Origin of the sequence: Tenacibaculum sp. 1B UA, assembly GCF_033978845.1 — a bacterium.
GTDB lineage: Bacteria > Bacteroidota > Bacteroidia > Flavobacteriales > Flavobacteriaceae > Polaribacter.
Genome location: NZ_JAKVUA010000001.1, coordinates 207260 through 229728 on the forward strand (window position 1 = coordinate 207260; position 22469 = coordinate 229728).

The following is a 22469-nucleotide window of genomic DNA, read 5'->3' on the forward strand; positions in this document are numbered from 1 at the left end:
GCGGAATTAAGCATAAAGTACAACGCTTAAACCTATCCAAAAATGAAGAAAATCATTATTCTATTTAATTTACTGGTTTTAAGCTTGTTTTGTCACGCACAACAAAATGAGTTTATTATTGCTGAAAATTATTTTAGAAATAATGAGTATGAAAAAGCAATTCAATTATACAAAAGGTTATACGATCAAAGCCCGTATAACACAACCTATTTAAAAAAACTAATTACCTGCTATCAAGAAACAGAACAATTTACTGCTGCTGAAAATTTACTCACTCAAAAACTAAAAGAAAAACCTAACTTATCTTATCTATATGTAATTCTTGGTCATAATTTTGAACGCCAAGAAAAAATTGAAGAAGCTAATAACTGCTACCAAAAAGCAATTGAATCCATCAACAAGAAAGCAAATTACGGTTCTTTAATAGCTGGATTGTTTAAAAACTATAGCAAATTGGATTTGGCCATTGAAGCTTTTAATAAAATAATGGAAGTTAATCCAAAAGCTAACTATGGATTTCAATTAGCACAGATTTATGGTGAAAAAGGAAATTTTGAACAAATGTTCAAATCGTATATTGATTTGGTTGATAAAAACGAAGGCTACCTCAACAATGTTAAACGCTATGCAGGTAACTATTTAACGGATGATAGTGAAGATCAAAGCAATATTTTATTTAAAAAAGCACTATTACGAAAGTCTATCAGTAATCCCAAAGATATTTGGAACGACTTGCTTTCTTGGTTATTTATCAGGCAAAAACAATATAACAAAGCACTTATTCAAAACAAAGCGCTGCTTGCTAGAGATCCTGATAATTTAGGTAAAATTAATGATTTAGGTAAAATAGCTCTTGAAAACAAAGATTATGAAACTGCTAAAGAGTGTTTTGATCTTATTATTGAAAAAACTAATTATCCTAGAGACAAGTTTAAAGCAATAAACAACAACTTAAAAATAGCGATTGACACAAAACAACCTGATGTAGATGAACGTTTTAATTCCATCTTCAAAGAGTATGGAATTAATTCTAAAACTCTTTTCACACAGGTAGAATATGCCAATTACTTAACTTTTACAAAGAACAATCCAAAAGAAGCATCTGCTATTTTAAAAAATGCATTAAACTTTACCAATTCAAAGTTTATAAAAGCTACTATAAAACTTAAACTTGGTGATGTTTTTGTTTATATGGGTAAGTTTAACAAGGGGTTAATTTACTTTTCTCAAGTTCAAACACTCTTCAAAAATCATTATATAGGTCAAGAAGCACGTTTTAAAGTAGCACAAGCATCTTATTTTAAAAATGATTTTACTTGGGCAAAAGCTCAGTTAAAAATTTTAAAAGGATCTGCGACACAACTCATTGCTAATGATGCTGCTGATTTGTTTTTAACAATTTCGGATAACGAGCCTAAAGATAGTATTGGTACAGGTTTAAAAGAATATGCCAAGGCTGATTTATTAGCTTATCAAAATAAAAACGATGAAGCAATTGCTATTTTAAGTACTATAATTGTTAATTATGGAGGACAGTCTATTGAAGATGAAGCGTTATTTAAACAAGCTCAATTATTTGTTGAAAAGAAACAATATGACGAAGCTATTGTAAACTATAGTAAAATAATAGCCTTAGATAAGAAAGGAATTTATATTGACGATGTATATTATAATATGGCTGAATTATACAACAGTGAATTAAATAACCTAGAAAAGGCTAAAGAATACTATCAAAAGATTATTTTTGACCACCCATCGAGTATCTATTTAGTAGACGCTCGAAAAAAGTTTAGAAAATTAAGAGGAGACGATATTTAATAAGTCAATTTGAAAGTTTGAAGATGCTTTTATTACTTCATTTTTAAAATTAAAAACTATGTACATATACAACGTAACAATAAATATAGACGAAAGTATACATGCCGAATGGTTAGCTTGGATTGAGAATCATATCCCAGAAGTATTAGCAACAGGGCACTTTTTAAGCGCTAAAATGACACAAGTGTTGGTTGAGGAAGAAATGGGAGGCATTACCTACTCTATTCAATATACCGCGAAAACACGTGAAAATTTAGATAACTATTATAAATATAGCGCAGACAAACTACGTAATGACGGATTAAAAAAGTTTGCTGATAAAATGCTTGCTTTTCGAACTGAATTAAAAATAGTAAATGAATTTTATCCTACAGTGAATAGTAACTAAAGATGCAAGAAAAAATCTATCAAAAGAAAAAACTACTTATAATAGTAGGCATACTCATAGCAACTTTAGGTGGAGTCATGGGGTATTGCACTTATGAAAATAATCCTTGGGAAACCATTAGTGGAGTAATTAGTGGGATAGGTTTTGGACTAACATTTATAGCGTTAACAATAAAATCGCCAACCAAATAGATACAATAAAATGACCGTAAGAGCTAAAAAACATTTAGGACAGCATTTTTTAAACGATGAAAACATTGCAAAAAAAATAGCTGATACTTTAACTGAAAACGGATACAATAACGTATTAGAAATTGGTCCTGGAATGGGGGTTTTAACAAAGTATTTATTAGAAAAAAAAACTAAGGTTACCGTAATGGAACTAGATTCTGAGTCGGTTACCTATTTACAAGAAACCTTTCCTGTTGAGCACATAAAACTTAATACTTCAAAAGAAAAGTTTACCATTATTGAAGGTGATTTTTTAAAAAAGAACTTTACTGAAATATTTGACAAACAACAAGTAGCTATCATAGGGAATTTCCCTTACAATATATCTTCTCAAATTGTTTTTAAGGCAATTGAAAATCGTGAATTTGTTCCTGAATTTTCAGGAATGTTTCAAAAGGAAGTTGCCCAACGAATTGCCGAAAAAGAAGGCAGCAAAACCTACGGAATACTCTCAGTATTAACACAAGCTTTTTACGATGCTGAATACTTGTTTACTGTCCCTCCTTCAGTCTTTAATCCGCCTCCAAAAGTAGATTCTGGGGTTATTAGACTTACCAGAAAAGAGAACTACACACTTCCTGTTGATGAAAAGTTATTCTTTAGGGTAGTAAAAACTGCTTTCAATCAACGAAGAAAAATGTTGCGCTCAAGTTTAAAATCTTTTAATCTTTCGGATACCTTAAAAGAAGACCCTATATTTGCGATGCGTCCCGAACAATTATCGGTACAAAAATTTATTGAGTTGACACAAAAAATAGCTCAAATCATATAGTTAAGAGTTTATTTTAAATAAAACAAGTCTTCTTTTTGAATTAGATTTCGGAATATTCAAATCTCGATTATCGAGCAAAATTGCAAGCAATGGCATTAGAAATCACTAAAGACTTATTAATAAACGTACAAGAACTGATTCAAAATCAAAAAGACACTGCTCTTTCTGATATTTTTTCAGATATTCACCATGCTGATATTGCTGAAGTTTTAGATGAACTATCTTTTGAAGAAGCTGTTTACATTATACGTTTATTAGATAGTGAAACAACTTCGGATGTATTAATGGAAGTTGATGAAGAAGTTCGTGAAAAAGTTTTTGAACAACTATCTGCCAAAGAAATTGCCGAAGAGATTAATGAGCTTGATACCGATGATGCTGCCGATGTTATTGCAGAACTTCCTGAAGAGCGAAAACAAGACGTAATTCAGAGAATTGAAGACCGTGAACATGCCAAGGAAATTGTAGAATTACTTCGTTATGATGAAGATTCTGCAGGTGGATTAATGGCAAAAGAACTTGTAAAAGTAAATGAAAATTGGAATGTACTTACCTGTGTAAAAAAAATGCGTCAGCAGGCAGAAGAAGTTACTAGAGTTCACTCTATTTATGTTGTTGATGATGATGGTAAATTGAAAGGTCGTTTGTCTTTAAAAGATTTATTAATGGCGTCTACTCGTGCTAAAATTTCAGACGTTTATATTCCGCAAGTAGATTTTGTACATGTACATGATGAAGCGGAAGATGTAGCTAACATCATGCGTAAATATGATTTAGAAGCCATTCCTGTGGTAGATGAATTAGGCGTTTTAGTAGGTAGAATTACTATTGATGATATTGTTGATGTAATCAAAGAAGAAGCTGAGAAAGATTACCAATTAGCAGCAGGTATTACCCAAGATGTTGACTCTGAAGATAGCATTTTACAATTAACCCGAGCTCGATTACCTTGGTTGTTCCTAGGTTTAATTGGAGGTATTGGAGCAGCAAGAATCATGGGTTTTTTTGAAGGAGCTTTAGAAGAAAATGCTATTCTTTTTATGTTTACTCCTCTTATTGCCGCTATGGCTGGTAATGTTGGAGTACAATCATCAGCAATTATAGTACAAGGGTTAGCGAATGATGATGTAAAGGGAAGTGTTACCAATAGGTTATTAAAAGAAATGTCTCTAGCTGCTGTAAACGGGCTTGTTTTAGCTATTATCTTATTTTTCTTTATTTGGGCTTGGAAGTCAGATATGATTATAGCTTCTGCTATCTCAATCTCATTATTTGCTGTTATTATAGTAGCTGGTTTGGTAGGTACTTTTATTCCTTTGTTTTTAGACAAGAGAGGTATCGATCCTGCAATTGCAACAGGACCTTTTATTACGACTAGTAATGATATTTTTGGAATTTTAATCTACTTTTGGATAGCAAAAATGATTATTGGCTTCTAATCGATAGATTCTACTTTCTCAATCAGATTATCAATCTTACTTTCAGGGATAAACCCTTTTAACATTAACACAGCTCCAAAAACGATTAATAACACACCCATTCCTCGTTTTATTCGATAAATTACCAATGGAGTTAATCTACTTTTAAGCTGTTTGGCAAGTAGTATTTTTCCTAAATCAGCAATAGCATAACCAACTATTACAGTTCCAAAATACCAAACTAAATACTTTGGATTCATATCATACGTAGGCCCTATAACGACAATTAAACCTAACCAAAAGGCTAGTACTCCTATATTTATAAAGTTCAAGAAAAAACCTTTAAATAATAGTTTTAAGTAATTATTGCTTTCTGGCAACATTACATCAGGAGCTTTTGCTTCTTTTTTATTGTTTTTATCTAAATACGTAATTAAACCGTAAACTATAAGCACCAATCCACCAATAAGAAACAAACGCGGATCATCTTTTATTTTTTCTAATAGACTTCTACTTCCAAAATAGGCTATTAACATAAAAGAAATATCCCCTAAAATCACTCCTATATCAAAGGCAATAGCTGCTCGAGCACCTTTTAAAATACTAGTTTTAATTAGCATAAAAAATACTGGCCCTATCATAAATGCCATGAATACACCTACAAAAAATGCGTTTTTAAAATCGTGGAAGTCCATTTTATAAAGTTACGGTTTTAACTAAACATCATCAAAATCTACCACAACTTTCTGTGTTGTAGGATGTGCTTGACAAGTAAGTACCAAACCTTCTTCTAACTCATCATCAGTTAAAATAGAATTTTTAGTCATGACAGCTTTACCCTCGGTAACTTTTGCAATACAGCTACTACAAACTCCTCCTTGACAAGAATATGGAGCATCTAATTTATTTCGCAAACTCGCAGCCAAAATAGTATCGGTCTTTTCCATCATAAAAGCATGCTCTTCATCATCTAACAATACCTTAACTTCTGATTTTCCATCTGGGATGTTTAGCTGAGCTTCTTCTTCTGAGATACTTGCAGTAAATAGTTCAAAATAAATATTTTCTTTGTCAAACCCGTTTTCTTGAAGTGTTTCTGAAACTGTTTGAATCATTTCTTCAGGTCCACACAGGTATGCTGAATTAAAAGAAATATCTTTATGAATATTCTTTACAAAATAATTTATATGTCCTTTATCAATTCTACCAAACTTACTGTTGGTTTTCACCTCTTGACTGAACACATAGTGCAAGTTAAGTTGAGTAGGATACTTTTCTGCTAGCTCATTTAATTCTTCATAAAAAATCGTGCTTTCTGCTTTTTTATTCCCAAAAACTAATGTAATTGTTGAAGTCAATTCGTTTTCTAGCACCGTTTTCACCATTGATAAAACCGGTGTAATACCACTTCCAGCAGCAAAAGCAATATAATTTTTGCCTGCTTGCGGCTCTAAAATGAACTTTCCTTCTGGTTCAGAAACCTCTAAAAAAGTATCTTCTTTTAGCTTCATAGTTGCATAGGTTGAAAATGTTCCGTGGTCAACGGCTTTTACTGCAACTTTAATTTGATTGCTATTAGGTGAAGCACATATAGAATACGCTCTTCTTATTTCTCTATCATCTAGAGTAGCTTTTATGGTAATATATTGCCCAGCAATAAAATTATAAGCTTCTTTCAAGTCTGCTGGAATAGCAAATAAAATAGAAACAGCATCAGCAGTTTCTTTTATTATTTTTTCAATACGTAGTTTATGAAATGTAGACATGTATTCTTTTTAAAGAGCTACAAAAATAAGAAACTCAGCACGAACAAAAGTTAGGGTTATTATAAAATATATACCTAAAAATCTTATGTATAATAAAATTAAGTATATTTGCATACCTAAGATTTTTAGGTATACAGCAGAAACTTGTTTTTATGGGCAATCAAAAATTATACAAAGGTTCTTTACAAACCATCATTTTAAAACTACTAGTACAAAATGATAAAATGTACGGGTATGAAATCACTCAAAAAGTAAAAGAACTTACGAAAGGGGAATTAAAGATCACAGAAGGTGCTTTGTATCCAGCTCTACATAAACTAGAAGCTGAAGGCTTATTAGATGTTGAAGTTGCTAAAGTTGGAAATCGCTTACGTAAATATTACAAGCTTACTGAAAATGGTACTAAAGAAACTGCAAACCGACTCTCAGAAATGCAAGAGTTTTTAAACACCATGCAACAATTGGTAAACCCTAAATTTAGTTTGGAGTAAAAATAATTAGCTATGGAATTAACAAAAGAACAAATTAAAAAAATAGACCTTTTTTTAGAAGGAATAGGAATTGAGTATATAGATATTCGTTTTGAAATGGTAGATCATATTGCTACTGAAATTGAAAATAATATTCAAGATACTAATGCTTTTTTTAAAGGGAGAGGTTTTCAAGTCCCTTTTATAAAATATATGTTGAGTAGAAAAAAAGCTTTTAAAAACCGGTATAAGAAACAAACTAAAAGATTGCATTGGTACTACACTAAAACAATTTTAAAAGACATTCTTAAAAAAGCTATGCTACCTAAAAACATGCTAGCAATAATTTTGCTTTCATTTTTTTGCTTCTTTTTTGGCTCAAAATATGTTAAAGGAACTTCAATTTTAATTTTTAGTTCTTTAATACTAAATCTCTTATACACTTCATTTATAACGTATAAATTCACAAAAAAACATAAAACTCTTAAATTTGTAAAAACCTATTCTTTTATTAGCTCATTGCTTATTATAGTCCCTCTTAATCTTCCGAATTTTTTCAATATTTTTTATAATGGTAATTATCAAAAAAGTGCTATATATATTTATTTAGTAGCTTTTATTTTTAACTACTTACTCTCTCAAAGTTTTCTAGATAAAAAAGATTTTATTGAAAATAAATACAAGTATTTAATTCAGTAACTATGAAACTAACCGACCAACATATAGAGCAACTCTACAAGTTTACACGTCAACATTATGTAGAACATTACGACGTGCAAACCGAATTAGTAGATCATCTAGCCAACGATATAGAGCAAATTTAAAAAAAAAGCCAACACTTACTTTTAAACAAGCACGTGACAAATCTTTTAAAAAATTTGGTGTGTTCGGGTTTATGGATGTTGTTGAGGAAAAGCAAAAACAACTTGGAAAAAAATATAGAAAAGTACTCTGGAAGTATGTAAAAGAATGGTTTAAACTTCCTAAAATAATATTCACAACAAGTATTTTTCTACTCTTTTATTATTTCATGCAAGTTTCAGTTGGAATTTATGTAGTCGGGTTTTCTCTATTTACTTTAGCTGTCCTTGACCTTTATTTTGTAACCAAATTGAAAAAAGAGTTCAATAAAAGAACTAGAAAAAACAATAAAAAATGGATGCTTGAAGATTATATTTTTAATGTGGCATCTTTTGGAGGTGCAATGGTAGCTTCTAACCTACCTCAATTATTTAATCATATCGAAAAAAACCCTTCTCATGTTGGAGCTTTACTTATATCCTTAGTATTAACTTTAACTATTATATATTCCTACATTACACTTGTAGTTATCCCTAAAAAAGCAGAAAAACTATTAGAAGAACATTACCCAGAATACAGGTTAGTGAACCCTACAGCAATCTAATTTACTTTTTCCCATCAACTACAACTACTATCTCGCCTTTAGGTGGCTTTTCAGTATAATATGCTAGCACTTCTTTTACACTTCCTCGTTTGGTTTCTTCAAACAGTTTTGTCAATTCTCTAGAGACCGATAGTTGTCTGTCCTCTCCAAAATACTCCACAAAACTTGTAAGTGTTTTCAATAACTTGTGTGGACTCTCATAAAAAATCATCGTACGTGTTTCTTCTGCTAAGGATTTTAACCGTGTTTGACGTCCTTTTTTTACAGGTAAAAAACCTTCAAAAACAAATTTATCATTCGGTAACCCCGAATTCACCAAAGCTGGAACAAACGCAGTAGCTCCTGGTAAACACTCTACATCAACACCATGTTGTACACATGCTCTGGTTAATAAAAAACCAGGATCGGAAATAGCAGGGGTTCCAGCGTCAGAAATCAGTGCAAACGTTTCACCACTTTGCATACGTTTTACAATGGTATCCACTGTTTTGTGTTCGTTGTGCATATGATGTGACTGCATAGGTGTAGCAATATCAAAATGCTTTAGCAGTTTTCCACTGGTACGCGTATCTTCCGCTAAAATATAATCTACTTCTTTTAAAATATTCAGTGCTCTTAGCGTAATATCTTCTAAATTCCCAATCGGTGTAGGTACCAAATACAATTTACTCATACAACAAAGCTACAACAAAGTTTTCTTACATTTGTCCTATGCCAAAAAAGCTGTTAAAAAATATTGATTTTCCTTCGGATATTAGACAACTTAATCCTGAAAATTTTCCGCAATTAGCGAAAGAATTGCGTGAATTTATTATTGATGTGGTTTCCACAAAAGAAGGACATTTAGGTGCAAGTTTAGGAGTGGTTGAACTTACCATTGCACTTCATTATTTGTTTGATACTCCTAACGATTTATTGGTTTGGGACGTTGGGCATCAAGCTTACGGACATAAAATTTTAACAGGAAGAAAAGACGTTTTTCACACCAATCGTCAGCTTGATGGGATTTCTGGTTTTCCAAAACGTTCTGAAAGTGAATACGACACTTTTGGCGTGGGGCACTCCTCTACTGCTATTTCAGCAGCTTTAGGAATGGCAATCGCCTCAAAATTACAAGATATTGAAAAACACCATATCGCAGTAATTGGTGATGCCTCTATCGCAAGTGGAATGGCTTTTGAAGCCTTAAATCACGCAGGAGACACCAATGCTAATTTGTTGGTTATTCTGAATGATAATGCGATTGGTATTGACCCATCGGTAGGTGCATTAAAAGATTATTTAACTAAGATTAAATCACCTAGATTAGAAATTGAGCAACATAATATTTTTGAAGCTCTTAACTTTGATTACTCGGGACCAATTGATGGACATAATTTTGAAGAATTATTACGTGAATTAGATCGATTAAAAAACGTTCAAGGCCCTAAGTTTTTACATGTAATTACTACCAAAGGAAAAGGACTACGACAAGCAGAACAAGACCAAGTAAGATATCATGCTCCTGGTAAATTTGATAAAATTTCTGGCGATGTACTACCTAAAGAAGCAAGTAAATACACTAAATTTCAAGATGTTTTTGGAAAAACAATTGTTGAACTAGCGAAGCAAAATGAAAAAATTGTAGGAATTACGCCCGCTATGTTAACTGGGAGTTCCTTAAAATTTATGATGCAAGAGTTTCCTGATAGAACATTTGATGTAGGTATTGCTGAACAACATGCTGTAACCTTAGCTGCTGGTATGGCAACTCAAGGACTAGTTCCTTTTTGTAACATATATTCTACCTTTTTACAACGAGCTTACGACCAAATAATTCACGATGTTGCTTTACAGAGCTTACCTGTAATTTTCTGCTTAGATAGAGCAGGATTGGTAGGTGAAGACGGAGCAACACATCACGGAGTTTTTGATTTAGCATATTTACGTTGCATACCCAACCTAATTGTATTTGCCCCTCGTAACGAAATAGAGCTACGTAACATAATGTTTATCGCTCAACAAGGATTAGAGCATCCAATTGCGATTCGTTATCCAAGAGGGAAAGGAAAATTAGAACAATGGCAACTTCCTTTTGAAATCATGGAAATAGGGAAAGGAGTTTGTTTAAAAGAAGGAAGTCAAATAGCAGTGTTATCTATCGGAACAATAGCTGAAAATGTCTCAGAAGCAATAAATCAGCTTGAAAACAACGAATCGGTTGCACATTACGACCTACGCTTTGTAAAACCTTTAGACAAACAACTTTTAGACACTATTTTCAAAAAAGTTGATACTATTATCACTGTTGAAGACGGCGCTATCAAAGGTGGATTTGGAAGTGAAATACTAGAATATGCTTCCGAAGTAAATTACCAAGGAAATGTTAAACTATTAGGAATTCCTGATGAGTTTATTCATCACGGTACGATTCAACAATTACAAGAAGTATGTGGAATTGGTGTTAATTCAATTAAAAAAACAATTCAGAGTCTTCTATAAAAGAAAAGCGAACCAAATTGGTTCGCCTTTTATTGTTATGTAAATTTAGAAACCTCCTGGACCTATACCTCCATCGCAGTCTTCTGCATACAGTATAAATTTTTCTACTCTAGAGCCCACGACATTAGTTGTTGTTAATGTAACTATATATCTACCTGGTTGGGTAACTGCCACAATTGCTGAATTATGTGAAGGGAAAATTTTTCCTAAATTGCCTGCTGGTTCTATAGACCAATTATAACTTGCACACCTTTCAATAGGAACTGATAACTCATTAGCTATTGTTGTTGTACAAATATAATTACTCCCTAATCTATCTTTCTCATAATTATTGGGTACTGGAGTCCCAAAAGTTGAATAAACAGGGTATGATAAAGGTGGAGTAGGATAAACATTACAATCACAATCAAAACGTGAATCAGTTAAAGTAAGTCTTTCATCACAATTTCCAAACAACACTTTAATCACTGCTTGATTGAATCCTTGGCTAAAATATAATGTAACTGATTTTTGATTAGAAGCTCCAATTATTTGGACATTACTACCGCTATCTATCGACCATTGATAAGAAGAATAGTTTTCGGCAACTGTATAAGTTCTATACTCCCCTCTGTATAATTCACTCTCTTTATCTACACCTATATAAGAGCATCCCCCACTCCTAGAAGCTAAATTACTTTCATCTTTTGATTTTTCTATTTCAATTTTTGGTGACATATCATCTATAGAATCTTCTGTTTGACATGAAAAAATAAAAATAGAAGATAAGACAATAAATGCGAAGTTTTTAAAATTCGTTTTCATAATATTTTTTTGGTTAAACTGCCTCTAAAATAGTAAATAAAAAAAAGCGAACCAATTTGGTTCGCTTTTCTTTTTTATGCTCTCAAAATATTTTGAGATATTCTCTTTTCTTAATTATTTAAAGCTTCTGCTCCTCCAACGATCTCTAAAATTTCGTTTGTAATAGCAGCTTGACGTGCTTTGTTATACGTTAATAATAAATCATCACGTAATTCCGTTGCATTATCAGTTGCTTTGTGCATTGCAGTCATACGAGCACCGTGTTCGGCAGCAAATGAATCACGAATTGCTTTGTATAATTGTGTTTTTAATGACTTAGGAATTAATTCTAAAATAATCTCCTCTTTAGAAGGCTCAAAAATGTAATCTAAATTAACATTTGCTTCTCCTTCTACAGGTTGAATTGGCAAAAATTGCTCTACTTGTGGTATTTGAGTTGCTGCATTTTTAAATCTGTTGTATATGATTTCTATTTTATCATAAGAACCATCAACAAATAAATTCATTAACTGTTCAGCAACTTCAGCAACATTATCAAAAGTTAAGTCATCAAAAATATTACTTCTATTTTCAATAACTGTATATTCTTTTGATAAAATATCATTTCCTTTTTTACCAATCGTTAATAAATCAACAGTAGCATCGTTATATTTCTCATTAATAGTTTTAACTGTTTCTTTAATAATAGATGAGTTAAAACCTCCACATAAACCTCTGTTAGAGGTTATAGTAACTAACAATACTTTGTTTACTTCTCTTTCTGTTGAATACACTCCACCTGCATCACTATCTAACGTAGCACTTAAGCTTTGTAATAATTCGGTAAGCTTAGATGAATATGGGCGCATTGCTGTGATTGCATCTTGAGCTTTTTTCAACTTTGCAGCCGACACCATTTTCATGGCAGAGGTAATCTGCATTGTTGATTTGATCGAAGTAATTCTGTTACGTATTTCTTTTAAGTTTGCCATACTTTGTAGTATTTAGTATTGAGCACTGAGTATTGAGAAGTTTCATCTCAATACTCAATACTAAAGTCTTTTATTAAGCTGAAAATTTAGCTGAAACTTCTTTAGCAGCGTCTCTTAAAGTATCAATTACTTCATCAGTTAACTTTCCTGCTTTTAAAGTATCTAAAGTATCTCTGTGCTTAGCATTTAAATACTCTAAATAATCTTTTTCGAATTCTTTCACCTTGTTTACAGGTACATCTTTTAACAAGTTTTTAGAACCTGCATAGATGATAGCCACCTGATCTTCTACAGTATAAGGATCGTTTTGAGCTTGCTTTAAGATCTCAACATTACGCTTACCTTTTTCAATTACATTTAAGGTAGCAGCATCTAAATCAGAACCAAACTTAGCGAAAGCTTCTAATTCACGATATTGGGCTTGATCTAATTTTAAAGTACCTGATACTTTCTTCATTGATTTAATCTGGGCATTTCCTCCTACACGTGATACCGAAATACCTACGTTAATCGCTGGACGAACACCCGAGTTGAATAAATCAGACTCTAAGAAGATCTGTCCATCAGTAATCGAAATTACGTTTGTAGGAATATATGCTGAAACGTCTCCTGCTTGAGTTTCAATAATTGGCAATGCTGTTAAAGATCCTCCACCTTTTACTTTACCTTTTAATGAAGCTGGTAAATCGTTCATTTCAGCAGCAATTGCATCATCATTAATAACTTTTGCAGCACGCTCTAATAATCTTGAGTGTAAGTAGAATACATCCCCTGGGTAAGCCTCACGTCCTGGTGGTCTTCTTAATAATAATGATACCTCACGATACGCTACTGCTTGTTTTGATAAATCATCATAAACAATTAAAGCTGGTCTACCAGTATCACGGAAATATTCTCCAATTGCAGCTCCTGCAAATGGTGCATATACCTGCATTGGCGCAGGGTCAGATGCATTTGCAGCAACAATAGTTGTATAAGCTAACGCTCCTTTTTCTTCTAACATGTTAGCAATTGCTGCTACTGTTGAAGCTTTTTGACCGATAGCTACGTAGATACAGTACACTGGTTGTCCTGCATCATAAAATTCTTTTTGATTTAAGATAGTATCAATAGCAACAGTTGATTTACCTGTTTGACGGTCTCCAATGATTAACTCACGTTGACCACGTCCTACTGGAATCATTGCATCGATAGATTTGATACCTGTTTGCATTGGCTCTGTTACAGGCTCACGGAAAATAACTCCTGGTGCTTTACGCTCTAATGGCATTTCAAAAGTTTCACCTTGAATTGGTCCTTTACCATCAATTGGTTGTCCTAATGTATTTACAACACGTCCTACAATTCCTTCTCCAGCTTTTAAAGAAGCAATTCTTTCTGTACGCTTTACAGTAGATCCTTCTCTTACTGAAGTAGAAGCTCCTAATAATACAACACCTGCATTATCTTCTTCTAAGTTTAATACGATACCTTCTAACCCGTTATCGAACTCTACTAATTCTCCGTATTGTACGTTAGATAACCCATAAACACGTGCAATACCATCACCTACTTGTAATACAGTCCCTACTTCGTTTAATGAAGCCTTAGACTCAAAATTTGTTAATTGTTCCTTTAAAATTGCTGATACTTCAGCTGGTTTAATTGCTGCCATCTTATTTCTTTTGATGTATAATTAAATTTTTGGAATGTAATGACTGTTGTCAAACTCTCTCCTTAACTCATTAAATTGGTTAGAAATACTTGCATCGTACTGCACATCTCCAACACGTAAGATAAATCCTCCTAAAATATCAGGATTTACTATATTTTCAATACTCGCATTGTTTCCTGTAAGGGCTACAATTTTAGCTTGTATTTTATCTTCTAATGCTTTTGTTAAAGCTACTGCTGTAGTAACTCTAGCAACGTTAATGTTTTTGTGGTAATCGTATATAACAGCGTACTGCTTAGCAATAGGCTCTAACATTACCATACGCTTATTTTCCTCTAATAAGTTAAATAATCCTTTTACTATATTATCTACTTTATCACCAAAAAGTGCATTTAAAACTTTACGTTTATCTGCAGCTTTAATTACAGGACTTTTAAGCATAAGATCTAAATCAGCGCTTTCAGCAATTGTATCAACGATTAACTTCATGTTATCGTTTACTAAAGTTTCATTTCCTGAATCTTTAGCTAAGTTTAAAACTGCCTTTGCGTAACGTAATGCTGCTCTTGCTTCTTTCATCTGCTGATTAGTTTAAAATAACCTCTTCTAACATTCCTTCCACAAGCTTTAATTGATCATCTTGTGAAGCTAATTCTTTTCTTACAACCTTTTGAGCTATCTCGATAGATAAATCACCTACTTTTTTCTTTAACTCAGCAATTGCTGCTTGTTGCTCTTGCTTAATGGTAGCCTTAGCATTCTCTACCATAGTAGAAGTTTGCTCCTCAGCTTCTTGCTTTGCATCAGCAATAATTTTATCTTTAATCTCACGAGCCTCTTTCATCATTGTATCTCTCTCAGCTCTTGCTTCTTTTAATAAGCGCTCATTATCTGCTTGTAAGTTTTGCATTTCTTTACGAGCATTTTCAGCTTGATCTAATGCTTTTTGGATTCCTTCTTCACGCTCATTTAATGCGCTTAATATAGGCTTCCAAGCAAATTTTGCTAATAAAAATATTAACACTGCTAAAATGACTAGCTGCATAAAAAACAACCCTACTGAAAAATCATTAAATATACCCATTGTTTCTATTGTATTCTTTTTGTTTTTGTTTAATTTTTTTAAAAATAATTCTTTAGCCAACCGCTAAAGAATTATTTTTTTTGATTTTCTTGTACTATCCTAAAAGTAAAGCACCGAATGCTAAACCTTCTAATAATGCTCCAATAATAATCATTGCAGTTTGGATTTTACCAGCTGCTTCTGGTTGACGTGCGATAGCTTCCATTGCACTTCCTCCGATTTTACCTAATCCTAATCCTGCTCCGATTACGATTAAACCTGCTCCAACTAAATTAAGTGTCATAATAAATTGATTTATATATAATTAAACAAAATTTTAATTCTAATTTATTTAGTGATGATCATGTTCTTCAACTGCCATCCCTATAAATAACGATGATAACATCGTGAAAATATATGCTTGTAAAAATGCTACTAGAACTTCTATCAACGTTAAAAACAAGGTTAATAAAAATGAAATACTCGTTGCTCCTGCAGTTCCAAACTTTGCTTTCAACAATATCATTAACGCCGCAATACCCATTACTACAGAGTGACCTGCAGTAATATTTGCAAATAAACGCACAAATAATGAGAATGGCTTTGTTAACATCCCTAATACTTCAATAGGTGCTAATACTATTTTCATTAAAACAGGAACTCCTGGCATCCAAAAAATATGTTTCCAATAATCTTTGTTTCCTGAAAACTGAACGATAAAGAATGTAAACATTGCTAAACAAACAGTAACTGCTATTTGCCCTGTTACGTTAAACCCTAATGGGGTTAACCCTAATAAATTTAAAGCCCAGATAAAGAAAAACACTGTTAACAAAAACCCCATAAACTTTCGGTAATGTTTCTCTCCAATGTTTGGACGTGCAATCTCGTCTCTAACGTATAACACTAATGGTTCAAGAACACGTGCAAAACCTGTTGGTACAGGCCCCTTTTTATATCCGCTTGCCAAACCTCTAAATCCAAAAAACATTAACAAACCTACTAACAACATTCCAAACACACTTTTAGTAATAGAAAAATCTAATACTTTATGTGCATTGGTAGCGTGATGAGTTTCATCGAAAGCAACCGCAGTTTCCTCTCGATTTAACTCATATATTTTACTATGAATTTTAGCAAGCTTCACTCCACCTTTTTCTACAACAACATGACCGTCATCGTTGTGGTGAAATTCAGAAGACATAAAAGTTTTTAACCCTTGACTTGTCCAAACAATTACTGGCAATGAAAACCCAATATGTTTACGCTCACCTGCATCGTTTGTATACGAAAACAGTGTAAAGTCATGCGAATCTGCTAAGTGATGTTTAATGTATCCATCAATTTCACTTTTAGTATTAACTCTTCCTCCATCTTTTGATTTTGAAGTTGTATCCCCTCCTCCAGCGAACGCTGTAAATGAACTAAATACTATTGCTAGTACCGTTAAAAAATAGACAGGTTTTTTTGCTATCATCATACCTTGCTAAATATAGAATTATGGTCTCTAAATTTCCGTGCAAAGGTACACAATAAATTAAAACTACAAACGGTTTTTTTATTTAGTTTTCTTGAGTCTTTTAACGGCTTACAAAAACAGTGAACTACCTATTATTCAACAACTTTGAAACACCAGCCGCTTCAACGAATAAAAAAGTAAGAATCGGAACTAGTATCGATATTTTTTCTGGCTTAGTTAAACCTGTTTCAGAAAATATCGAGTCCTGATATAGTAATATAAATACTCCAAACTTTACCAACATTAAACCAAGATATAAATAACCTGTTTCATTAGGCAAGTAATTTACCACGACTTCAACTGATATATAAATCACCAATGAAGCTATTGCATTGAATATGTATATTGACAACAATGAAAACGTAAGACTAATATCATTTTTTTCTACAAAAAAATCATTTAAAAAAAAACCTAAAGCACTCAAAGTTAGCACAACCAAGGTGAAAATTATAATTCGTTTAATCATCTTTGTTCGTTAGTTTTGTTACCTCTCTAATTACAGAATACATTGATATGAAAACTGCCACAAGTGTACAAATTTTTACGTAAAGTTGGTTATCGTTCGGGTATTTTTGGTCTAACCATTCACCTAGTAAACTTCCTAAGTAAATAGTTAGCCCCATTTGAAGTGCGATTCCTGTGAATCGTATGTATTTATTAAGCGGTTTTTTCTTTGAGTCCTTGCTCATTTTTATTTAATTCTTTTACCGCTCCTTTCATTGCACAAGTAGCATTGAACTCGGCTCCTGGCTCCACAGATAGTTTCCCTATAATAACATCTCCGGTAATGTTTGCTGAAGATTTCACTGTAAGTGTGTTTGATACAAATAACTCTCCTGAAAAATCTCCTTCTACATCTGCATTAGTACACTCAACTTTTCCTTTAATCAGACCAGTACTACCAATTATTACTCTGCCATTAGTTTCTATAGTTCCTTCTAAAGTACCATCGATTCTAAAGTCTCCTTCAGAGATAATTTCACCGGTTATTTTGGTGTTTTTTCCAATAATGTTTCTTTCTGCAACTTTGTTTTCGGTTGTTTTTTTACTCTCTTTACCAAACATATTCGGGGAATTTAAGGGGTGGGTTTATGCTTTATTTAATTGTTCTATTATTTCTTTTGCTTTTTTACCTTCTTGAGTAGTTGCATAACTAACCGCAACAAACTCTAACGCTTTTTTATAGGTCTCTTTGTCTTGATATTTCCCTATAGCCAAGGCTTTTAGGAGTGCGAATTTAGGGATTAAATTTGATTTTTTTATTGTAGTTAAAAAATTATCTATCTCTTTAACAGTTTCATCAAACTTATTCTCTTTATATAAATAGTATATTTCTTTGTATTTATTTAAAACCTCATCTTCTTTTTTTTCTTCTACAAGTTTTTTATCAGGGTTTAAAATTATTTGAGCAAAACTTGTTTTTGGGTATTTCTGTAAGATAACATCCTTATACTCATTTTCTTTAGCTACATCACCTTCCTTTTTATATATTTGATACAAATGGTAACTTATTGGTAACTCCAACTTATCATCTGTACTAACTTCTCTTAAGCGTTCTAAGTTTTTAATTGCTAGTCTAGCATTTGTAAACTGCTCTTTATAAATTAGCCCTAATTGATATAATGCATCATTTCGCTCTTGTACAAGGCTACTAATTACTTTTTCATCTGTAGGTACTGCATCAAGGTATGTTGAAAGTTCATATCTCTTGTTTATTTTTGTTTCATTATCATCTTCTGACACATTATCTGCAACGCTAATGGATTTGTCTGATAATCGCCAGTTATCTTCTAAAGGACGTGTTCCCCATATTTTTTGAAATTCTGCCCTTCCAAACCCTAATGCTTGCGTGTTGTAAAAATACCATTTTCCTTTATTTGCATTATTGTTTATAGAAGCTCCACCTCCAAAGCCGTTTCCGAAGTTTTGAGCATTTAGTAATTGTTGTCTTTTTTCTTCATCTTCTTTTTTTATTTTTTCAATATATGCTTCAAAAAAAGAAGTTCTTTCATCTAGTGTCATTGCCCCCAAACCAAGAATACTATCGTTATTTTTTACTGTTTCTTCGTATTTTCTTAAGGTTGTTAGTCCTTTATTTTTTCTACGAATTCTACGGATTCTTTTTTCTTGATCAAACTCTTTAGAAACTACTTGCATTACACTATCATAATACAAACCCGCTAGCAGGTAATTCTCTTTTTCAAAGGCCATATTTGCTAAACGTTCATACGCATAGGTTTTTTGATAATTGTTATTATGTTTTGCTTCTAAAGATTTTTTGTAATATTCTGCTGCTGCTTCTGGGTTATTTCTTCCTTCTTGAATAACTCCTGCCTGGTAGTATAATTCGTTTAAGAACTTTCGGTTATCTGAATTTTTAATTAATTTTCTTAACCTAGCTAGCATCAATATTGATGTTGAGTCATTCGGAGTATTCTTAGCAAGTTCAATATCTGCTCTAATGCGAAACCTATCTGGTGCTCTTTTATGGTCTGCTAGTTTTCGAAACACCATTCTTGCCGAATCTTTTCTATCTAGTTCGCTATAAATTTGTCCTAAAACAAACATGTTTCGAGCTGATTGTTCTTTGTTGTAATGTGTTGTAGTTGCTAACTTTAGATAATCAACCATTTTTTGAATAGTATCTGTTTGTTCATAGGCCATTGCCATGGCTGTATAAGCTTGCTCTTTTACAGATTTATTTATTTTTTCTTTCTCATCTAAAACGTCTAATAATAACGATAATGTTTCTATAGCTCTTTTTTCGTTACCTAAACGAATATTTGTTTTAGCTCTCCAAATTTTTGTTTCGTAGTTTAAATCGGCTTTAGGGTAATTAACTATCACATAATTAAAGGCTTCTAATGCAGGAATGAAACGTTGTGTATAGTATCTAGACTTTCCTAACAGTAAATAAGCGTCATCTATTTGGCTATTCTTTTCGTACCCATTAATATTCATCGAATGGGTTTGAACAGCTTTTATAGCTTTTTCTTCCGCTTTTTCAAAAGGGGTTAGGTTTTTGTTTTCTTCCTCTTCTTCAGTATTAAATCCTGTACCGGGAGTAAGTACTTTTGTTGTTAGCTTACTTTCATCAAAAGTTATAGGCTCTAATTGTAAACGCTTCCAGAAATTATCTTCATGTTTTTCTTGAATTTCTTCAAGTCCTTTTAAATACGCTTGCTCTCCATTAAAAAGCACATTGTATTTAGTGGTAACAGCGTGATAACTTCTATTTAAAAAAGCATCCTTTTTAACACTACACGAATACGCGACAGCCGCTAAAACACTGAATACTATTATCTTTACCCCTTTTTTCATATACTATTGCTTTTACAGTACAACAACGTAATAATTATGTTTTTTGTACGTAAAGAGGTAAAAATAATAATTATAAGATGATTTTCACCTTGTTTTATGCAGAAAAATAGCTTTCTAATTCTTGCAGGGTTTCTTGCGATGTATTTATATCTTTTACAACGTTCCCTTTATCTAAAACTACGATACGTTCGCAAACCTCAGTTACATGGCTTAAATCATGGCTTGAAACTAACACAGTTACATCATTATTCTCTGTTAGTTTTTTAATTATTTTTTTTAGTCTAATTTGCGTTGTAGGGTCTAAGTTTGCAAAAGGTTCGTCTAAGATTACTACTTGTGGATTTCCCATCATTGCTGCTACAACACCAACTTTCTTTTGATTTCCTTTACTTAAACTTCGTAAATACTTTTTCTTTCCTAAAATTTCATCATTAAAAAACTCATCAAATTGAGCTAAGAACCCTTTTACATCTGCCTTATTCATTCCACGTAAATCTCCAACAAAATCAAAATATTCTTCAGGCGTTAGGTATCCTATTAAAAAAGTTTCATCTATAAACGACCCTGTAAATGTTTTCCAGTTCTCACTTTTGTTTACAGTAACTTCATTATTTATAATTTCTCCTGTTGTTGGTCTAATTAAATCTAATAACAGGTTAAACAAAGTTGTTTTTCCTGCTCCATTATTCCCTACTAACCCAAAAGATTGTCCGCTAGGAATCTTCAACTCTTCTAGGTTTAAAACTTGTGTGGTTCCGTATGTTTTTGAAATATTATGTATAGATATCATTTTGTTTAGTTTTTTGGTTGGTTATGATTTTTGGCTAAATGCATGTATTACTGCGTACTTACTTTTAATGTATCTTTTTTCTATAAAACCCATAAAGTAATTTTTAAATGCAAGAGCTAATGTTCCAGCAATTGCAATTGCTAAAACACCTGCATTAAAGCTAACAAACTTGTTGAAAACCCAAAAGAGGAGCATAGGAATTCCCATTATTGGAATTATTATTAAAAATTGTGTTGCACTAGTACCTTGGTAGTTTGAAAATCCACTTTTATTTAAGTCTATACGCTTTCGGTTAAAAGAACCTGCAAACAGTAAAAAGAGAGAATTAAACCCTATATTAAAAATTGCCCCAGCGGTTATCATTAAAAAAATATCTAATCCGTAGAAATAAACATAAGGGATACTTAACAGGTACAATGCTCCTGATACTACAACCATTAAATACCATTTACTTTCTAAAAACTTTCGATAACGAATATTTTGACTCATAAGCATTTTGTAATACTCACTATCCCATGCAGGGATGAACTGCCCATAGTTTAGCGTAAACCCTCCTGTAACAAAAACTGCAGCAAAGACTAAAAAGGCAGGCATTTGTTCTCGATACATTTCTTGTCCAAAGAAAATAGCTCCGTAGAAAAGAAATAAAAACGACATAAAAAACACTGTTTTAGTTCGTTTATTCCTCCAAATTTGACGAATATCATTTTTAATAAATGGCGCTACATCTCCCAATCTATCAACAAAAGATAAGTCTGATTCATTGGCTACTTCTTCTTTACTTTTTATAGCATCATCTAAATATACTTTTTCTCTTAATAATTTAAAATTTACATAGTATAGTCCTACTAACAAGACCACTCCTATTACTGACAAAGCAGGAAAGTTATATACTGATTGAAAGATAGGCGCAAATACATCATTTACGTTAAATAACTGATATTTATTTGTAAAAAATAATGCTGCCAATACAGCTACCATTATTCCTAATGCATAATTATTTTTATTGATTAGAAAGTTTACATAGTTCGCACTTAATACTAGCATAATCATTAAAAACAACCAGCCTAAAACTCCCATGACATTGTATCCTTGACCTATTAATACTATTGAAAAAGGCACGTAAAAAAACAGCGGCATTATGTTGAAGAATGACAAAGCTGATTTTCCTAATACAAAATGAACAAGTTTTTCTTTTTTTACAGGTAAGTTTAGAAACGGCTTGATGTTTAATACTGGTAATTTTTGCATTAAATAGCGAAAAATTAAATCTCCAATTAATAAAAAAACAAGAAATCCATTAACAAAAAAAAGTGGATCTGTATTTGGGTATTCTTTTTTAATGAAAAAATACCCTCCTATTCCTATCATTAAAAATGAAACTAGCATCCATAATGCAAAAAAGCTCATGATTATTTTTAATGCAATGCTTTTTCCGAAATAAGAAGAGCGAAAAAACTGCTTCCATTCTAACTTTAAAAAATGTACAATCATTTGGTTTTGTATTTGGTTGATTACCTTATTTGTCTTTTTCTACAACTTTTTGTTACATAAAAAAAGCATCAATTTAAAAATTGATGCTTTTCTACCGTTATTATG

General features: G+C 32.1%; 26 protein-coding genes. 10 read left to right on the forward strand and 16 right to left on the reverse strand.

From position 1 onward, the window contains the following. Positions 1-42: 42 nt before the first annotated feature. The 5 genes from MK851_RS01015 to mgtE all read left to right on the forward strand — a co-directional run bounded on the left by MK851_RS01015 (position 43) and on the right by mgtE (position 4647). Positions 43-1818, forward strand: coding sequence for a tetratricopeptide repeat protein (locus MK851_RS01015; protein WP_320240717.1), 1776 nt, complete (start codon positions 43-45; stop codon positions 1816-1818). A 58-nt stretch (positions 1819-1876) separates the two neighbouring features. After that, positions 1877-2206 carry a DUF4286 family protein gene (locus MK851_RS01020; protein ID WP_303505932.1) on the forward strand — a complete coding sequence of 110 codons (330 nt, stop codon included), beginning with the start codon at positions 1877-1879 and terminating at the stop codon, positions 2204-2206. 2 nt (positions 2207-2208) lie between these two features. Further along, the gene (locus tag MK851_RS01025) at positions 2209-2397 is read left to right on the forward strand and encodes a hypothetical protein (protein ID WP_303505934.1); all 189 of its coding nucleotides are present in this window, start codon (positions 2209-2211) and stop codon (positions 2395-2397) included. A gap of 10 nt (positions 2398-2407) precedes the next feature. Beyond that, positions 2408-3208 (forward strand): 16S rRNA (adenine(1518)-N(6)/adenine(1519)-N(6))-dimethyltransferase RsmA, encoded by an 801-nt coding sequence (gene rsmA / locus MK851_RS01030; RefSeq protein ID WP_320240720.1) that lies wholly within the window; start codon positions 2408-2410, stop codon positions 3206-3208. Positions 3209-3297: 89 nt separating this feature from the next. Beyond that, positions 3298-4647: a magnesium transporter gene (gene mgtE / locus MK851_RS01035; RefSeq protein WP_320240722.1), complete on the forward strand. Its 1350-nt coding sequence runs from the start codon at positions 3298-3300 to the stop codon at positions 4645-4647. Here the strand turns inward: mgtE and MK851_RS01040 are convergent. Then, entirely contained in the window at positions 4644-5321 is a 678-nt protein-coding gene (locus MK851_RS01040; protein ID WP_303505940.1) for a LysE family translocator, read from the reverse strand. The genes mgtE and MK851_RS01040 overlap by 4 nt on opposite strands. Before the next feature lie 21 nt (positions 5322-5342). Beyond that, positions 5343-6392, reverse strand: coding sequence for a ferredoxin--NADP reductase (locus tag MK851_RS01045; protein ID WP_320240726.1), 1050 nt, complete (start codon positions 6390-6392; stop codon positions 5343-5345). A 152-nt stretch (positions 6393-6544) separates the two neighbouring features. Here MK851_RS01045 and MK851_RS01050 point away from each other — a divergent pair, with 152 nt between their 5' ends. From MK851_RS01050 to MK851_RS01065, 4 genes are read left to right on the forward strand one after another with little or no spacing between them, the layout of a single operon-like run. Beyond that, on the forward strand, positions 6545-6883 hold the full coding sequence (locus tag MK851_RS01050) for a PadR family transcriptional regulator (protein WP_115899529.1): 339 nt from the start codon (positions 6545-6547) through the stop codon (positions 6881-6883). A gap of 12 nt (positions 6884-6895) precedes the next feature. Beyond that, positions 6896-7561 carry a hypothetical protein gene (locus MK851_RS01055; protein ID WP_320240730.1) on the forward strand — a complete coding sequence of 222 codons (666 nt, stop codon included), beginning with the start codon at positions 6896-6898 and terminating at the stop codon, positions 7559-7561. Between the two features lie 2 nt (positions 7562-7563). Next, complete coding sequence (locus tag MK851_RS01060; protein WP_320240732.1) at positions 7564-7686, forward strand: hypothetical protein; 123 nt, start codon at positions 7564-7566, stop codon at positions 7684-7686. A 59-nt stretch (positions 7687-7745) separates the two neighbouring features. Further along, positions 7746-8267 carry a hypothetical protein gene (locus tag MK851_RS01065; RefSeq protein WP_320240734.1) on the forward strand — a complete coding sequence of 174 codons (522 nt, stop codon included), beginning with the start codon at positions 7746-7748 and terminating at the stop codon, positions 8265-8267. Position 8268: 1 nt separating this feature from the next. On the opposite strand, the gene rsmI is transcribed toward MK851_RS01065, so the two are convergent. Then, positions 8269-8940, reverse strand: coding sequence for a 16S rRNA (cytidine(1402)-2'-O)-methyltransferase (gene rsmI, locus MK851_RS01070; protein ID WP_320240736.1), 672 nt, complete (start codon positions 8938-8940; stop codon positions 8269-8271). Positions 8941-8978: 38 nt separating this feature from the next. Here rsmI and dxs point away from each other — a divergent pair, with 38 nt between their 5' ends. Further along, on the forward strand, positions 8979-10748 hold the full coding sequence (dxs, locus tag MK851_RS01075; protein WP_320240738.1) for a 1-deoxy-D-xylulose-5-phosphate synthase: 1770 nt from the start codon (positions 8979-8981) through the stop codon (positions 10746-10748). 45 nt (positions 10749-10793) lie between these two features. On the opposite strand, the gene MK851_RS01080 is transcribed toward dxs, so the two are convergent. The 13 genes from MK851_RS01080 to MK851_RS01140 form a co-directional block, all read right to left on the reverse strand. After that, positions 10794-11552: a hypothetical protein gene (locus MK851_RS01080; RefSeq protein ID WP_320240740.1), complete on the reverse strand. Its 759-nt coding sequence runs from the start codon at positions 11550-11552 to the stop codon at positions 10794-10796. A gap of 110 nt (positions 11553-11662) precedes the next feature. Further along, complete coding sequence (atpG, locus tag MK851_RS01085; protein WP_320240742.1) at positions 11663-12523, reverse strand: ATP synthase F1 subunit gamma; 861 nt, start codon at positions 12521-12523, stop codon at positions 11663-11665. 73 nt (positions 12524-12596) lie between these two features. Then, positions 12597-14177 (reverse strand): F0F1 ATP synthase subunit alpha, encoded by a 1581-nt coding sequence (gene atpA, locus MK851_RS01090; RefSeq protein ID WP_303505957.1) that lies wholly within the window; start codon positions 14175-14177, stop codon positions 12597-12599. A gap of 21 nt (positions 14178-14198) precedes the next feature. Continuing rightward, positions 14199-14756, reverse strand: a complete 558-nt coding sequence (gene atpH / locus MK851_RS01095) for an ATP synthase F1 subunit delta (RefSeq protein WP_303505960.1) — start codon at positions 14754-14756, stop codon at positions 14199-14201. Positions 14757-14763: 7 nt separating this feature from the next. Further along, entirely contained in the window at positions 14764-15261 is a 498-nt protein-coding gene (locus MK851_RS01100; protein WP_303505962.1) for a F0F1 ATP synthase subunit B, read from the reverse strand. 94 nt (positions 15262-15355) lie between these two features. After that, positions 15356-15544, reverse strand: coding sequence for an ATP synthase F0 subunit C (gene atpE, locus MK851_RS01105; protein ID WP_303505964.1), 189 nt, complete (start codon positions 15542-15544; stop codon positions 15356-15358). Positions 15545-15592: 48 nt separating this feature from the next. Continuing rightward, a complete protein-coding gene (atpB, locus tag MK851_RS01110) occupies positions 15593-16720 on the reverse strand; it encodes a F0F1 ATP synthase subunit A (RefSeq protein ID WP_303505966.1) in 1128 nt (375 codons plus the stop codon). 124 nt (positions 16721-16844) lie between these two features. Further along, on the reverse strand, positions 16845-17225 hold the full coding sequence (locus MK851_RS01115) for a DUF6168 family protein (RefSeq protein ID WP_303505968.1): 381 nt from the start codon (positions 17223-17225) through the stop codon (positions 16845-16847). Next, on the reverse strand, positions 17218-17448 hold the full coding sequence (locus MK851_RS01120) for an AtpZ/AtpI family protein (RefSeq protein WP_303505970.1): 231 nt from the start codon (positions 17446-17448) through the stop codon (positions 17218-17220). The genes MK851_RS01115 and MK851_RS01120 overlap by 8 nt, the downstream gene beginning before the upstream one ends. After that, on the reverse strand, positions 17417-17824 hold the full coding sequence (locus tag MK851_RS01125) for a bactofilin family protein (protein WP_303505972.1): 408 nt from the start codon (positions 17822-17824) through the stop codon (positions 17417-17419). Before MK851_RS01125 ends, MK851_RS01120 begins: the two co-directional genes overlap by 32 nt. Positions 17825-17848: 24 nt before the next feature. Beyond that, positions 17849-20080 carry a tetratricopeptide repeat protein gene (locus tag MK851_RS01130; RefSeq protein WP_320240748.1) on the reverse strand — a complete coding sequence of 744 codons (2232 nt, stop codon included), beginning with the start codon at positions 20078-20080 and terminating at the stop codon, positions 17849-17851. Positions 20081-20174: 94 nt separating this feature from the next. Beyond that, positions 20175-20870 (reverse strand): ABC transporter ATP-binding protein, encoded by a 696-nt coding sequence (locus MK851_RS01135; RefSeq protein WP_320240750.1) that lies wholly within the window; start codon positions 20868-20870, stop codon positions 20175-20177. Positions 20871-20891: 21 nt separating this feature from the next. Further along, positions 20892-22364 carry a DUF5687 family protein gene (locus tag MK851_RS01140; RefSeq protein ID WP_320240752.1) on the reverse strand — a complete coding sequence of 491 codons (1473 nt, stop codon included), beginning with the start codon at positions 22362-22364 and terminating at the stop codon, positions 20892-20894. Positions 22365-22469: the final 105 nt, after the last annotated feature.